Consider the following 14744-nt stretch of genomic DNA (forward strand, 5'->3'; position numbering starts at 1 on the left):
GATTATTCAGGTCCGACAGGTCGAGAAATACTCCCCATGACCGGTACAGGGTTACTGAAGAAACGCTGAAGAATTGCCGGGAAAAGGAATTCCCATTCACGGACCGCTTGAATCGTCCGGGATGCTCCGGAGAAAATTACGTGTTCGCCCAGGGACCAACAATTGGAGAGTTTCGATGCGAGTCCTGTTCGCGATCATGCCATCCCCGACCCACCTGCATCCCTTCGTTCCCCTGGCGTGGGCGCTGCAGGGTGCGGGGCACGACGTCTGCGTCGCCAGCTATCCGGACATGGTCGACACCATCACGGAGGCCGGGCTCACGGCGGTCGGGCTGGGCGACCCCGTGGACCTCGCGGCCGCAGTCGACGACTGCGCCGCGGACAAGCGGCTGGACCCGATCATCGACCCGTTGGTCGACCCCGCCGAGCCGGGTCTGTGGAAGGTGATCCGCAACATCCTGATGTCGCCGTTCTGGATGCACTTCCCCGCCGAGGCCCCGGCGTCCGGGGAGCGGCCCTTCACCGACGCGCTGGTGTCCTTCGCCCGCAACTGGGAGCCCGACCTGGTGCTGTGGGACCCGATGTGCTTCCCCGGCGCCGTCGCGGCCCGGGCGTCCGGCGCCGCACACGCCAGGCTGCTGTGGGCCCCGGACTACTTCGCGTGGACGAGGAGCAAGTACCGCACCTGGCTGTCCGGTTCGACGGACGGGACGCGCGAGGACCTGATGGCCGCGATGACGGCGCCGACCCTCGAGCGCCTCGGGCTCACCTTCGACGAGGAACTGCTGGTCGGCCAGTGGAGCGTCGACCCCATGCCGGCGGACATGCGCCTGCCGGTCGACCTGGAGTACGTGCCGGTCCGCAGGGTCCCCTACACCGGTGCGCAGGCCGTTCCCGAGTGGCTGCACGAGCGGCCGCGCAAGCCCCGCGTCTGTCTGACCCTGGGCGTGAGCAACCGCAAGTTCTTCGGCCAGGACAGCAGGCTTCCGATGGCCGAGCTGTTCGACGCCGTGGCCGACATGGACATCGAGCTGGTGGCCACGCTCAACGCCGACCAGCTGGCCTCCGTGCGACGGATACCCGACAACGTCCGCACGGTCGACTACGTGCCGCTGAACCAGTTGCTGCCGACCTGCGCGGCCATCATGCACCACGGCAGCGGCGGAACGTTCGCGGCCGCGGTGGCGCACCGCACCCCCCAGCTCATCGCCTCGCGTCCCTCGGGCCAGTCCATGGACATCGCGCGCTACGTCGAGCGGCGGGGCGCGGGACTGATCGCCGCGGACATCGAGAGCGAGGACTTCTCAGCCACCGAGGCGCGGGCGCAGCTGGAGCGGATCCTCGGCGACCGGTCCTTCCGGGCCGGGGCGGACGCGCTCCACGAGGAGGTGGGGCGGATGCCCAGCCCCAACGACGTCGTCCCCCTCCTGGAGAAGCTCACCGCCCGGCACCGCTCACGTTCCTGACCCTGCGCACCCCGATGCCGGCCCTCGCCAGGGGGCCGGCATCGTGCTGTGCGGTGCTGTGCGGCCGGCCGCCCGCCGGTGCCGCGGTCGGCCCGGACACGCGCGACGGCCCGGACTCCGGGTACGAAACGGAGTCCGGGCCGCCGCGCGGCGCCGGGCCGGCTACTTCTTGCGCGCCACGATGAGGCGCTCGGTGGCCGTCAGGTCCTCCACCGTGATGTCGGCGAAGCCGGCCGCCTCCAGCCAGACGCGGCTCTCCGCCGCCGTGTACTCGGAACCGCCGCTGCGCACGAGCCGCATGTTCAGGCTCATCAGCAGCGAACGGGCCGGGCCCCGGCGGTCGTCGTCGAGCAGCTCCTCGTAGATGAGCAGAGCCCCTCCCGGGCGGACGGCTTCGTATGCGCGCCCGACCAGCAGGGCCCGCGTCTCGTCGTCCCAGTCGTGCAGGACGTGGCCGAAGATCAGGACGTCGGCCTCGGGCAGCGGGTCGGTGCGGAAGTCCCCGCCCTGGAAGGCCACCTTGTCGGCGACGCCGAGCCTGGTGACGTGCTCCTCGAACAGCGGCTTGACGGCCGGGACGTCGAACGTGATGCCGCGCAGGTGCGGGTGGGCCTGCACCAGGCGGCCGGTGAGGTTGCCGCGCGCGCCGCCGAGATCGGCGATCGTCGAGTACGCGGACCAGTCGAAGCGCCGGGCGAGTTCCTCGGTGACGGGTGCGGAGACGCTGTCCATGGCGTCCATGAAGCCGCGGACCTGGTCAAGGTCCTTGTACCAGTCCCCGAAGTCGTCCTGCCCCTCCTGGCGCGATCCGCTGCGCAGCAGCCCGGTGAGGCGGCCCCAGGCCGGGTAGAGCGCGTAGCTCATGAAGGTGAAGAAGCCTCCGACGTAGCCGTCCTTGGTCTTGTCCAGGAAGCGGGCGGCCGCCGATGTGTTGACGTAGCGTCCGTCCTCGCGGTCGAGCAGGCCCAGCGAGACCAGCGCGTCCAGGAAGTCGGCCGCGGCGCTGTGGTGCAGCCCGAGGGACTGCTCGATCTCCTCCCGTGTCGCCGGCCCTTCGGCCAGCCGGGTGAACAGTCCCAGTTCCACGGCGCTGAAGAGCGCACGCGCCCTCCAGAACCCACTGGCGACGTCCATCACGTGCTGCAGTTCGGCATCAGCGTCAACGGACCCCATGGAGGTCTCCTCTCTCGGCGGAAAAACTCTGCAGAATCGCTGACGTGACGGCGTCGGCCCGTTCCGTGTGGAAGAGATGGCCACCGTCGATCACGTGCAGTCGGAAGTGTTCGGACGTGCAGTCGGCCCAGTCCGCCATGGACTCGGCGCGGACTAGGGGGTCCCGCTCACCGGCCAGGGCGACGATCGGCACGGGCAGGGCGGCGCGTGGCCCGATCGGCCGGTTCGCGAGCCAGGCGACGTCCGAGGCGAGCACCTTGGTGATGCGCCGGCACAGCCGGGGGTGTTCCAGCACCTGCCGGGGCACTCCGCCCAGCGCGACGACCTCGTCGAGAAGTGCCTGCTCGCCGAGGGCGGCCCAGCGGCGGGCCCAGCCGGCGTCCACGTGCGGTGCGGGGCTGGCCGCGACCAGGATCCGCTCCGGCAACGAGGCTCCGCGCCGGGCCAGCTCGGCCGTCGCCTCGAAGGCGAGGACGCCGCCCATGCTGTGGCCGTACAGGACGTACGGCCGGTCTGCGCGTTCCGTCAGGGCGTCGGCCAACTCGGCCACGTCGAAACGCGGATCCTCGGCCAACCGGTTCTCGCGGCCCGGCAGCTGAACCGGCTGCACCCACAGGCTCTTGGGGAGCAGGCCACGCCACGACAGGTAGTGGGTGCCTCCCCCGCCGGCGTTGGGCAGGCAGTACAGGACGGTTCCGGCGCCGACCGGTGGCGCCCCGCCCAGGAACCACCTCTCGTGCGTATCAGTCGGCATGGCGCGACCCGGCCGTGGGAGATCGGTGGACGTGCGTGACCTCGCAGAAGATCGGGACGATGTCGTCCGTGATGGCACGGCACGCCCGGAAGTGGTCCTGCACGTCCGGGTGGGCGCGCATCGCGTCGAACTCGTCCTTGCTGCGCCACTGCGCGTAGTTGATGACGCGGGTGCCGTCGTAGCTCTTGTGGACGTTGGCGGAGACGAAGCCGGGGAACGTCTCGATGATGTCGGTGGCCTCGACGACGGCGTCGTAGATGCGCTCCTGGTTCTCCGGCGTCACGGTGAACACGTTGACCAGGGTGTAGTAGTCGTTCTCTTGGGCGATGGTTCCCATCGGTCGGGGTCTCCTTCTCAGACGGCGCGCACGACGAGTGCGGAATTGAACCCGCCGTGGCCCCTGGCCACGACGAGGGCCGCGCGCACGGGCAGTTCGCGGGGGCCGTCCACGACGACGTCGAGGTCGTAGGCGTCCGGGACGTCCCGGATGTTCGCGGCTGCCGGCACGACGGAGTCACGGATGCTCAGCAGGGCCCCGGCCACGTCGAGCGGGGCTCCTCCGGCATAGAGCCGACCGGTCATCGTCTTGGGCACGGCCACGGGCACGCCCCGCGGCCCGAACACCTCCCGCAGCGCGGCCGCCTCGGCGGCGTCCTGCGCGGGCACGCCGCTCGCGTCGGCGAAGACGACGTCTATGTCCGCGGGACGCAGACCGGCGTCGTCGAGCGCGCCGCGGACCGCTCTGGCCAGCGCGGGAGGACGGCCCGAGCCGGGGCGGGGGTCGAAGGTGGCCGCGTAGCCGGCGAGCTCCCCGTACACCACGGGCGCGCCGCGGCGCCGAGCCGCCTCCCATTCCTCCATCACCAGGACGGCGCCGCCCTCGCCGGGGACGTAGCCCGAGGCGTCGGCGTCGAAGGGCAGGAACGCGCGGTCGGGGTCCTGCCGGGTGCTGAGCAGGCCGACGGGGATCTGCGCGGTCAGGCCCCACGGGGACAGCGGCGCGTCGAGGCCGCCGCCGAGCACCACCGTGAGGTCCTTGCGCCGCAGCCGCCGTCGGGCGCTCGCCAGCGCGTCGAGGCCGCCCGCCTGTTCGCTCACCACCACCGAACCCGCGCCGCGGGCACCGTGCCTGATGGAGAGCTGGCCGGTGTTCACCGCGTAGAACCAGGCGAAGGACTGGTAGGCGCTGACCCGCTGCGGGCCCTCGCTCCACAGCTTCTGCAGTTCCCGCTGACCGAACTCGAAGCCGCCGCACCCGCCTGCGGTGATGACGCCGACGTCGTAGAGCCCGAGCGCGGCGAGGTCCACGCCCGCGTCCTCGACGGCCCACTGGGCCGCCGCGAGCGCGAACTGCGTGGTCCGGTCGGTCTGCGGGACCAGCCTTCCGGGCACGTGCTCGGCAGGGGTGAACTCGCTCACCTCGCCGGCCACTCGGACCGGGTAACCGCTCGCGTCGAAGCGGGCGAGGGTGCGCACGCCGCTGCGGGTGGCGAGCGTGGCCTTCCAGTGCTCGTCCGTGCCCAGGCCGTTGGGCGCCACCACGCCCAGCCCGGTGACGACGATCCGCTCCGTCATTTCCGGCCTCCCTTCGCCCGCCGCAGGATCGCCGCGCTCTGAAAGCCGCCGAACCCGCTGCCCACCGTGAGCGCGGTGTCCACCGGGAGCTCCCTGGCGATCAGGGGGATGTAGTCCAGGTCGCACTCGGGGTCCGGCTCCCGCAGGTTGGCCGTCGGCGGCACGACGCCGTGTTCGATCGCCAGCGCGCACGCCGCGATCTCGATGGACCCCACGGAGCCCAGCGCGTGCCCGATCATCGACTTGATCGAGCTGATCGGGGTGTCGTAGGCGGCTGCGCCCAGGGCGTCCTTGAAGGCCGCGGTCTCGTGCAGGTCGTTCTGCCGGGTGCCGGAGCCGTGGGCGTTGATGTACTGGAAGCCGTCACGGGCCACCTCGGCCTGGGCCATCGCGACGCGGATGGCCTCTGCCATCTCGGCGCCGTCGGGACGCAGTCCGGTCATGTGGTAGGCGTTGCACCGGGTGGCGAACCCGGCGAGCTCGCAGTACACGTGCGCACCGCGCCGCCGGGCGTGTTCCTCGCTCTCCAGGACGAACACGGCGGCGCCCTCGCCGAGGGCGAATCCGTTGCGCGTGCGGTCGAAGGGCCGGCACGCCCCGGCCGGGTCGTGGTTGTCCGGGGAGGTGGCCCGCAGGGCGTCGAAGCAGGCGTAGGTGATCGGTGACAGGGGGGCGTCGGTGGCGCCGGTGATGACGACGTCCGCCGCCCCCTCGCGGATCAGGTCCAGTGCGTAGCCCACGGCGTCCAGGCCGGAGGTGCATCCGGTGGACACAACGGTCGAGGGGCCCTCCGCTCCGGCCGCCCAGGCCACTTCGCGGGCGAGCGAGGAGGGGATGAAGTTGTCGAAGAGGGTGTCGGCGGCCAGGGTGTGGTCCACCAGCCACTTCTGGCCGTGGTGGCTGACCTTGGCGTACTCGCGTTCCAGGCCCATGGTCAGGCCGACCGCGGTGCCGACGCTGACGCCGACCCGCGCGGGGTCCAGGGTGTCCAGCTCGATGCCGCTGTCGGCCACCGCCTCGGCCAGGCCGACCAGGGCGAACTGGACCATGCGGTCCAGGTTCTCGGCCTGGTGCGCGGACAGACCCGCGGCGATCGGGTCGAAGTCGACCTCGCCGGCGATGCGCGAGCGGTAGCCGGTGGCGTCGAACAGGGACACCGGGCGGGTGGCGGAGCGGCCGGAGGTTATCTGTTCCCAGAAGGGCTTGGCGCCCACTCCGCCGGGGGCGACGACGCCCAGGCCCGTGATGACGGCTCGGGGCATGGTCACTGCCCCACCACGGGCGGGGTCGCCGTCGGGAACGGCGGCTTCTCCACCTCGACGTGCCCCTCTTCGGGACTGGGGGCGAGGGGCGCCATCTGGAAGACGATCAGGGCCGTCTCCGAGCCGCGGTTCTCGTAGCGGTGCGAGCCGAACTTGGGCACGAGCATGGCCTCGTTGGCGCGCGCCGTGATCTCCTCGCCGTCGATCCGCACGACGATCTCGCCCTGGGCGACGAACATGAACTCTTCCGAATACGGGTGGTAGTGCTCGGCTATGAACTCGCCGGGCTCCAGGGTCATCGTTCCGAGGAATCCCGAACTCGCGCCGACCGACTTCGGCGTCAGCAGCGGGCGAATGGTCCCGCCCAGCCGCGTGCTCACCGGTGCGTTCTCCATGGAGATCTTGACCGGACCCGACATAGGGGTGTTCTCCTTCTTCGTTCGAGCCCTCTCATGGGCTTCAGACGGGCTTCAGGCGGGCTTTCGGTACAGATACGGGCCCGGGCGGCAGGTCAGGCCTGCCAGCGGTAGAACTCCTCGGCCCTGGTGGCCTTCAGGTTCCTGAACTCGGGCGAGTAGGGCGTCAGGAACTTCGCGAGCGCGTCACGGGTCTCGATGAACTCCCGGGCATCGCGAGCTGCGAAGATCCGGTCGGTCAGGTCTTCCTCGACGCCCTCCTGCGCCTCGACGAGATGCACGTACAAGCCGTGGAACCGGTAGAGGCGCCGGCTCGCGACCCCGATCTCCTGCGGAAGGCCCGTCGCGTCGTGCGCCTGCCAGATCTGCGCGACCTCGTCGGCGTCCTGCGGGTGCATTCGATCGATGAAAAGGACTCGCTGCATGGTGATGTTCTCCGTCCGTGTACGTCGCCTTGACTCGTCGGAACCCGTCTCATTCGCCGGCGAGCTCCGTCGTGATCGCGTTGCGATCGACCTTCCCGTTGGAATTCAGCGGCAATTGGGGCCAGAAGGCGATGGACCGGGGAATCATGTGCTGCGGAAGCCGTGACTGCAGCAACGTCCGCAGTTCGTCGCCGGCCTCCTCGGCCCCGGTGCACACCGCGTGCAGCACGACCGGCCCGCCGTCCGTCCGGACGGCCACCACGATCGCCTCGGCGACCGCCTCGTGCCCGCGCAGCACCGCCTCGATCTCGCCGAGCTCGATCCGGTAGCCCTGCACCTTGACCTGGTGGTCGAGGCGTCCGAGGTGGACGAGGCAGCCGTCTTCGTCGCGGACCAGGTCGCCGGTGCGGTACCAGGCGGCCTCGGGCGGCGGTGCGTCCCGCTCCCAGACCGCCGTCCGGTCGCCGTCGAGGGTCAGGAAGCGCCCTCGGTTGTCTGCGGGGTCCAGGTAGCCGGCGAATCGCTGGGGCCCGCGCACGCACAGTTCTCCTGTCGCGGCCCGGCGTCCGTCCTCGCCCACGACGAGGGCTTCGAGCTCCGGGTGCATCTCGCCCACCGGCACCGTGCCGTTGGCCGGCTCCGGCCAGGCCGAGCGGTCCGCCGGGAGCCTGAACTGGGCACAGCTCAGGGTGAGTTCGGTCGGACCGTAGAGGTTCTCGACGGTGCTCCCCGGTGCCGCCCGCCGCCACGCCTCGGCCTGCTCGACGGTCAGTTGCTCGCCGCAGAACAGACTCCAGCGCAGGTGGGGCATGGAGTTCTCGTCCAGCCGCCCCAGGCGCAGCGCTACGGAGACGGCGGAGGGCACCGAGAACCAGTGGGTGATGCCGCGCTCGGTCACGAACCGCGTCGGCGCGAGGAGCTCGCCGCGGGTGGGCACGACCAGCGTGGCGCCCGAGCCCCAGGTGGCGAAGAGGTCGAAGACCGACAGATCGAAGGTGAGTTCGAAGTTCTGCGTCACCCGCGCGCCGGGGCCGAGCCGGTAGCGCGGGACGACGTGCCGCAGATAGGCGTCGACGTTGCGGTGGCTGACGGGCACCCCCTTGGGCGCCCCGGTGGACCCGGAGGTGAACAGGACGTAGGCGGCCTCCAGGCTCCCCGGGCGGTGCGACGGCCGGAGGGTCGCCGATGCCGACGACTCATGCGCGGGCCGCGACGGGTCCACCTCGACGACGGGTGCCGGGAGCCCGGGGGCGGGCCGCTGTGCGATCACCGCGTCCAGGGCCGCGGCTCGCACGATCCGCTCGTTGCGGGCCGCGGGAAACGACGGGTTCAGCGGTACGACGGCGGCGCCCAGCCGGAGGGCGGCCAGGTAACCGGCGTAGGCGGCGACCGACCGGGAGGCGTACAGGCCGATCCGCCGGGGCCGGCCGGCGCAACGGCGAAGGACCTCCCCGGCGATCCGGTCCGCGGCCCGGTCGAGCTGTCGGTACGTCAGCGTCCGTCCGCCGACCTCGAGGGCCACCGCGTCCTCGTGCCGGGCCGCGGACTCCGCGAACCACTCGTGCAGCGTTCGGTCCTTCATCGTCTCCCCGTCCGGGCGCCCTCGTCGGAATAGGCGTGCGTCAGCGGCCTGCTCAGGCCGAAGCCGCGACGGCCGCCTCGACCTTCTGCTTGATCACTGCCATCTGGATGCGCGTGTTGTCGTTGATGCGCTTGGTGATGGACGCGTCGTCGAAGGGAGCGGTGGGCTTGGCCTCGAACTCCTGGCGCCAGCGCATCGTCGTGCCCTGGCCCTCGGTCTCGTACGTCCAGTGGATGCGCATGTACACGAAGGGCCCGGTCTCCACCCGGTGGGCGCGAACGGAGTGCGTGCCGACGTCCGTGGTGCGCTCGCTGACCCAGCTCCACACGGTGCCGTCGTCGTCGGGGACCATGGTCAGCCGGAAGCGGACGGTGGGGCCGTCCTCGTGGAGCACCTCGACCGCGGCGTACTCGGTGAAGAGGTCCGGCCAGGTCCTGACGTCGTTGGTCAGCCGCCACACCGTGTCCAGGGGGGCCGCGATGTACACCGAGTTGTCCGTGCTGCTCGCCATCAGCTTGCCTTCCTCGTCGTCGAGTTCAGGTGGTTGATGATCTGGTCGAGGCTCCATGCGTGCGCCTCGTCGGGGAGTTCCGTGTCGTACTCGTCGGAGACGGCCTTCTGCAGTTCGATGAGGCCGATCGAGTCGACCCCGAGGTCGGCGAGCGAGGAGTCGTTCGCCCCGTCGATGACCTCCGGCTCCAGGCCGATGTGGGTGGCGAGGATGTCGTGCAGCCTCGATCGGGTCACGCCTGTCGGCGCCATGTCTGCCTCCGTGGGGCTGGGCTGGTTCGGGGTCTCAGACCGGCTTGCACTCGAGCAGGTCCCAGTGGTAGACGGGCTCGTTGAGCAGCGCGAAGCCGGTGCGCGAGAAGAGCTGGTTCCAGTCGTCGAGGGTGCGCTTGCGGCCCCCGTGCAGCACGAGCATGTCGATGTCGAGCAGCTTGCCGTGGTCCCACTCGTTGCCGGGCTTGAGCACGGAGTCGACGATCAGCAGACGGGCCTCGGCGTCGTCGCCGACGGCCTTGCGGATGTTGCGAAGGGCCTGCTCGGCCTCGTCGTCGGAGAAGCGCATGAAGACGGCCTTGACGAAGTAGCAGGCGGCGCCGACGGGCAGGGGGTCCTTGAGGAGGTCGCCGCCGACGATCTCGACGCGGTCGCCGACCCCGTGCTCCGCGAAGATCTTCTCGCCCTTCTTCGCCATCCACGGCAGGTCGTAGAGGTGCGCGGTCATCTCCGGGTAGCGCCGCAGGGCCTGCGCCAGGAAATAGCCGTCACCGCCCCCCAGGTCGGCGATGCTGGAGAAGCGTCCGAGGTCCCACTGGTCGAGCTCCTCCTCCGCGAACTGCTCGGCCCAGTAGGTCTGGAACTCGTCGCAGAACCGGTCGGCCTCCGGGTTCTGCTCCAGGTACTCGTTGAACGTCGTGCCGAAGGTCTGCTTGAAGGCCGGCTCGCCGGTCCTGAGGCTGTGCAGGATGTCCTCGAAGGGGCGGGCGGTGAGCTCCATGTGGTTGTAGCGGATGAGCGGGAACACACCGTGCGGGTTGTCCTGCGTCAGCGACTTCGTGACCGGCGTGGAGCTGAAGACCCCGGTCGGCCCTTCGGCGAAGATGCCCAGCATCGCGGTGGCCCGCAGCACCCTCTGAAGGGCCTGCTCGTCGGCGCCGGCGCGCTCGGCCAGCTCCGAGACGGGCAGCGGGCCACCCTTGAGGTGGTCGGCGATGCCCAGCTCCGCTAGGGCGTTGACGATCTGGAACAGCCGTCCGCCCGAGGCGAGCAGGACCAGCTGCAGCCCGTACAGATCGTTGGGGAGGAACTGTTCCGCGGCAGTCTTCTCGGCCTCACTCACTACACAACCTTCTTTCGTTCGTCGCTCTGGGATCGGATGACTTCATTGACTTTCTCGATGACCGCACGCGGGGTTCTCAATGCGTCCACGGCGTCCTCGGCGAGATCGATTCCGTACTCGTGCCTGATGTGACTGAGGACCTCCATCAAAGCCACCGAGTCATAGCCGAGGTGTGTGAAGAGGACGTCGACGATGTCACCGTCGAGTACACCTTCCTCCGCCTCTCCGGCGTGAGTCCGGGTGAGACCCACCAGGTCGTCGAGGGTGAATTCCTGCACGCTCTTTCTCCCCTCAGCAGTCCTGTTTCGCTTTTCCTCCGGTTCGCTCCGGAAGAGCGTGACAAAGGCTTCTAGAGAAACCCTCACACTGCGGTGAAGAGCGAAGGGTCACGGTCCTGGGCGTCCTCGGACAGCTCGTCGGCGAGGTCGTCGGAGCCCTGCTGCTGGACGAACAGACGGGTGAGCTCCATCAGCCCGTAACGGGTCGCGCCCTGCTCCTCGTCGGCGCGGGCGAACAGGAACCTGGCGTCGTACAGCCGGTCCAGGGCGGCCTCGGCCTCTGCCTCGTCCAGACCGGACAGCCGACTGACGGCCTCCACGGCGAAACACGCCACCGTCGCCCGGCTGAGGACCCGCAGCAGACGCCTGGCGACCGGGTCCAGACAGGCGTAGGAGTGCTCCAGCCTGGCGCACAGATCGGCGCTGCCGCTCCTGAGCAGCTGCAGGCGCTGTCTGCGGTCGGCCATCCGATGCGCCGCCCGGCGCAGAGGCATCCGCGAAGGCAGCGCCAGCAGCGAACCCACGGCGCGGACGGCCAGCGGCAGATGTTCGCAGTCGTCGGCGATCGACCGGGCCATGGCCCGGTCGTGGGCGTCCCAGGTGCGCCCCGAGACGCGGGAGAGCAACTCGACGGCGTCGGCGGGCTCGAAGGGGCCGACCTCGACGCTCCTGGCGCCGCTGAGCGCGTAGAGCGGGGAGCGGCTGGTGGTCACGACCGCGCAGTTCGGACCGGCCGGGACAAGCGGACGCACCTGCTCCGCGGAGCGGACGTCGTCCAGCAGGATCAGCACGCTGCGGTCCGCGCACCAGCTGCGAAACAGCTGGCTGCGGCCGGCCAGGTCGTCCGGCATCTGTCCGGGCAGGAAGCCGACGCCGCGCAGGAACGAGCCGATGACCGTGTAGGGGTCGGGGGGCAGGCCGCTGCGAGCGGCGAGGCTTCCCTGGAAGCATGCGAAGAACTGGCCGTCGGAATACCGCTTGCGCACCTGGTGGGCCAGCCGCACGGCGAGCGCGGTCTTGCCCGCGCCGGCCATTCCGCTGAGGGCCACGATGCGGGGGCCGGATCCGCAGGTCGCGGTCAGCAGCCCCTCCAGCCGCACCGTCTCCGCCTGGCGTCCACAGAACTCCGGTATGTCCGGAGGGAGTTGAGCGGGGACCACGGTGGGGGCGGCGGCGCCGGCCGGGTCGGCGAGGTGATCGAGTTCAGGGCCTCCGGCGAGCAAGGACCGGTGGAGCCGCTGGAGAGCCTCGCACGGCTCCAGGCCCAACTCCTGCGCCAGGGCTCCCCGTACCGTCCGGTAGGCCGCCAGCGCCTCGTGCCGACGCCCGGCCCGGTGCAGAGCCAGCATCAGCCTGCCGTGCAGCCCCTCGTGAAGAGGGTGGTTGAGGGTGAGCGCCCTGAGCTCGGGCAGTACGTCCAGCTCCCGGCCGAGTCGCAGGTAGGCCTCGATGCGCAGCTCGATCGTCTGCATCCGGGCCTCTTCCAGCCGGACTGCGTATGCCTCCAGGAACGGCCCCTTGGGCACGTCGGCGAGCACCGCCGTGGAGCGCCACACGGCGAGGGCCCGGTCGAAGCTCTCGACGGCCTGCTCGTGGTCCCCCGCCCGCATGGCGGCTCGGCCCGCGTCGAAGCACGATTCGAAGACATGCACGTCGACGTCCTCGACGGCCGCCCGGAAGGCGTAGCCGGCGGAGTCCGTGGCCAGGGCCGCCGATCCCGCCTCGCCGCCCACGGTGCTCAGCAGTTTGCGCAGCTGATAGATGTAGGTCTGCATGGTGGCCGAGACCGTGGCGGGCGGCCGGTCCAGCCACAGTTCCTCGACGAACTGGCTCATGGGGACCGTGCGTCCCCTGGAGATCAGCAACAAGGCGAGTACGGCGCGTAGTTTCGGAGCGAGCACCAATGGTTCGCCGCCCTCGTCCGACTGTGCTTCAAGGTTTCCCAGCAAGCGGAATTTCACTCGACCACCTCGGCTTTATCACGGAATTGCCGTCGTGATGCCGGGACCGCATAGTGAGCGCAACATCGGTGTTCCGTTCGGGCCCCCGTCCTCGGCCATACTGTCGAACGCCCCTATATGAGAGACCGCCTGCGCTATACGAAAGCTAGAGAGGAGCTCTTGACGAGAGAATCGACAGGCCTTCCCACACGTCACGATCGCTTACGTACTGTTCACGCAGAAACAGCGAGAGGAATTCCGAGAGGGCGTAGGCGGTGTCACCGGATTCGTCGGGGTGCACGACGTCCAGGGCGCGGGCGTCCGCCAGAGCCTCCAGCAGGTCCTCCGCGTCGCGTTCCGGCACGCCGAGGGCTTCCGCGGCCTCGTCCGAGGTGATCAGACGCCTGCGCAGGAAGGCCAGTCTGGTCAGGGTGCTCCTGGACCGGGCGGACAGCTCGCGGCAGAACCTGGCCGGCCCGACGCGCAGGTCCAGGTCGGCCACGCTCAGTTCGTCGAGCCTGTTGCGGGTCGGATCGGCGAGCCGGGCGGCCAGCCGGGCCACGGTCCAGTGCGGGCGCGCCGCCAACCGGGCGCCGGCCGCGCGCACCGCCACCGGAAGACGCTCACACGACGTCATGACCCGGTCCGTCGCCTCCGGCTCGGCCGCGACCCGTTGCGCTCCGGCGGTCCTGCCGAACAGTTCCAGGGCCTCCGACGTCGTGAAGGCGCGGAGGTCGGCGCGCTGTGCGTCGCCCAGCGCGGCCAGCCTGACGTGCGCGGTCACGACGACCCGAGCCGGCCCGGGGCCGGGCAGCAGGGGGCGCACTTCGGCCTCGTCGTCGGCGCCGTCGAGCAGCACGAGGACCCTGCCTTCGCTGACGACGGCGCGGTAGAGAGCGGCGCGCTCCTCGGCGGAGTCGGGCAGCGGACGCCCCGGATCCAGGGCGCCGATCAGACGGCCCGCCGCGACGTGGACCCGCTCCCGGCCCGAAGGCATGCCGCCGAGGTCGACGTACAGCCGGCCGTCGGGAAAGCGGTCGGCGCAACGGTGCGCGAGACGGACCGCCAGCGCGCTCTTCCCCACGCCGATGGCACCGGAGATCACCACGGGGCCGGGGGTCCTGGACCGGAGCCGGGCGCCGAGCAGGTCGAGACACTCCTCCCGGCCCGTGAAGTCGGCGAGGTCCGCGGGGAGGAGGCTCGGTCCGTCGGCGCGCGGCCGGCTCCGGAGTGCCGCGGCCGGCGGGGCGAGGGGCGGGACGACGAGCGCGGGGTCGACGTCGAGGATGGCGTGGAACACCCGGTCGAGGACCGGCCCCGGGCGCAATCCCGCCGCCGCGAGCCGGTCGCGTCCGCGCTGGTGCACCTCCAGCGCGTCCGCCTGCCTGCCGCAGCGGTACAGCGCCGTCATCAGCTGGGCGCGCAGCCGTTCCCGCAGTGGATGCTCCTCCACCAGACCGCCCAGTTCCACCAGGAGGTGGCCGTGCCTGCCCTGCGCCAGGTCCGCGCCGACGCGCTCCTCCAGCGCCGCGAGCCTGGCGTCCTCCAGCCGCGCCCGCTCCGCCTCCACGAGGAAGTCGGTGGTCCCGCCGAGGGCCGGGCCGCGCCACATGGCCAGGGCGTCGGCCAGCTGGATGGAGGCCTGCACGGGGTGGCCGCGTCGTGCCTCGTCGTGCCCCAGCTCGACACGGCGGCGGAACTCCGTCAGGTCGAGGCTCCCGTGCCGGGTGCGCAGCGCGTACCCGGACCCGGTGTGCACGACGTCGGCGTACGGGGCGAGCAGTTTGCGCAGCCGGGAAGCGTACGTGTGGATCTGTGCACGCCGGGTGCGGGGCGGCCTGTTGTCCCAGAGCATCCTGCTGAGCCGGGTCTCGGACACGGCCCTTCCCTCGGCCAGGAGCAGAGCGGCCAGCAGTGTCCTGGGCTTGCTGCCGCCGAGCGGGAGCGGCCGCCCTTCATGGACGACCTCGACCGGTCCGAGCAGCTTGAATTCCATCTCGTCACGTCCTACTGGGTCGGACCCGCGCC

At 70.7% G+C, this 14744-nt stretch carries 15 protein-coding genes; 1 reads left to right on the forward strand and 14 read right to left on the reverse strand.

All coding sequences use genetic code 11. The annotated features are described in order from the left end of the window. The first annotated feature begins 175 nt into the window (after positions 1-175). Positions 176-1465: an activator-dependent family glycosyltransferase gene (locus ACZ7DE_RS07875; RefSeq protein ID WP_470758837.1), complete on the forward strand. Its 1290-nt coding sequence runs from the start codon at positions 176-178 to the stop codon at positions 1463-1465. 162 nt (positions 1466-1627) lie between these two features. Here ACZ7DE_RS07875 and ACZ7DE_RS07880 read toward each other — a convergent pair whose 3' ends face one another. From ACZ7DE_RS07880 to ACZ7DE_RS07945, 14 genes are all read right to left on the reverse strand, one after another. Next, positions 1628-2638, reverse strand: coding sequence for a methyltransferase (locus ACZ7DE_RS07880; RefSeq protein ID WP_470758838.1), 1011 nt, complete (start codon positions 2636-2638; stop codon positions 1628-1630). Next, complete coding sequence (locus tag ACZ7DE_RS07885; protein ID WP_470758839.1) at positions 2625-3392, reverse strand: thioesterase II family protein; 768 nt, start codon at positions 3390-3392, stop codon at positions 2625-2627. Before ACZ7DE_RS07885 ends, ACZ7DE_RS07880 begins: the two co-directional genes overlap by 14 nt. Beyond that, complete coding sequence (locus ACZ7DE_RS07890; RefSeq protein ID WP_470758840.1) at positions 3382-3729, reverse strand: antibiotic biosynthesis monooxygenase family protein; 348 nt, start codon at positions 3727-3729, stop codon at positions 3382-3384. Before ACZ7DE_RS07890 ends, ACZ7DE_RS07885 begins: the two co-directional genes overlap by 11 nt. 17 nt (positions 3730-3746) lie before the next feature. Next, positions 3747-4967 (reverse strand): ketosynthase chain-length factor, encoded by a 1221-nt coding sequence (locus tag ACZ7DE_RS07895; protein ID WP_470758841.1) that lies wholly within the window; start codon positions 4965-4967, stop codon positions 3747-3749. Then, positions 4964-6229 (reverse strand): beta-ketoacyl-[acyl-carrier-protein] synthase family protein, encoded by a 1266-nt coding sequence (locus ACZ7DE_RS07900; protein WP_470758996.1) that lies wholly within the window; start codon positions 6227-6229, stop codon positions 4964-4966. The genes ACZ7DE_RS07895 and ACZ7DE_RS07900 overlap by 4 nt, the downstream gene beginning before the upstream one ends. Before the next feature lie 2 nt (positions 6230-6231). Then, a complete protein-coding gene (locus ACZ7DE_RS07905; RefSeq protein ID WP_470758842.1) occupies positions 6232-6648 on the reverse strand; it encodes a cupin domain-containing protein in 417 nt (138 codons plus the stop codon). A 92-nt stretch (positions 6649-6740) separates the two neighbouring features. Beyond that, the gene (locus tag ACZ7DE_RS07910; RefSeq protein ID WP_470758843.1) at positions 6741-7070 is read right to left on the reverse strand and encodes a TcmI family type II polyketide cyclase; all 330 of its coding nucleotides are present in this window, start codon (positions 7068-7070) and stop codon (positions 6741-6743) included. A 49-nt stretch (positions 7071-7119) separates the two neighbouring features. After that, positions 7120-8652, reverse strand: coding sequence for an amino acid adenylation domain-containing protein (locus ACZ7DE_RS07915; RefSeq protein WP_470758844.1), 1533 nt, complete (start codon positions 8650-8652; stop codon positions 7120-7122). Positions 8653-8704: 52 nt separating this feature from the next. Beyond that, positions 8705-9163 (reverse strand): SRPBCC family protein, encoded by a 459-nt coding sequence (locus ACZ7DE_RS07920; RefSeq protein WP_470758845.1) that lies wholly within the window; start codon positions 9161-9163, stop codon positions 8705-8707. Further along, on the reverse strand, positions 9163-9414 hold the full coding sequence (locus ACZ7DE_RS07925; RefSeq protein ID WP_470758846.1) for an acyl carrier protein: 252 nt from the start codon (positions 9412-9414) through the stop codon (positions 9163-9165). Before ACZ7DE_RS07925 ends, ACZ7DE_RS07920 begins: the two co-directional genes overlap by 1 nt. A gap of 34 nt (positions 9415-9448) precedes the next feature. Continuing rightward, the gene (locus tag ACZ7DE_RS07930) at positions 9449-10498 is read right to left on the reverse strand and encodes a methyltransferase (RefSeq protein WP_470758847.1); all 1050 of its coding nucleotides are present in this window, start codon (positions 10496-10498) and stop codon (positions 9449-9451) included. Next, complete coding sequence (locus tag ACZ7DE_RS07935) at positions 10498-10863, reverse strand: acyl carrier protein (protein ID WP_470758848.1); 366 nt, start codon at positions 10861-10863, stop codon at positions 10498-10500. The genes ACZ7DE_RS07930 and ACZ7DE_RS07935 overlap by 1 nt, the downstream gene beginning before the upstream one ends. Next, positions 10860-12737, reverse strand: coding sequence for an AfsR/SARP family transcriptional regulator (locus ACZ7DE_RS07940; protein WP_470758849.1), 1878 nt, complete (start codon positions 12735-12737; stop codon positions 10860-10862). Before ACZ7DE_RS07940 ends, ACZ7DE_RS07935 begins: the two co-directional genes overlap by 4 nt. A gap of 145 nt (positions 12738-12882) precedes the next feature. After that, positions 12883-14712: an AfsR/SARP family transcriptional regulator gene (locus ACZ7DE_RS07945; RefSeq protein WP_470758850.1), complete on the reverse strand. Its 1830-nt coding sequence runs from the start codon at positions 14710-14712 to the stop codon at positions 12883-12885. Between the last annotated feature and the right edge of the window lie 32 nt (positions 14713-14744).

The organism is Streptomyces sp. NPDC037083, assembly GCF_055606485.1.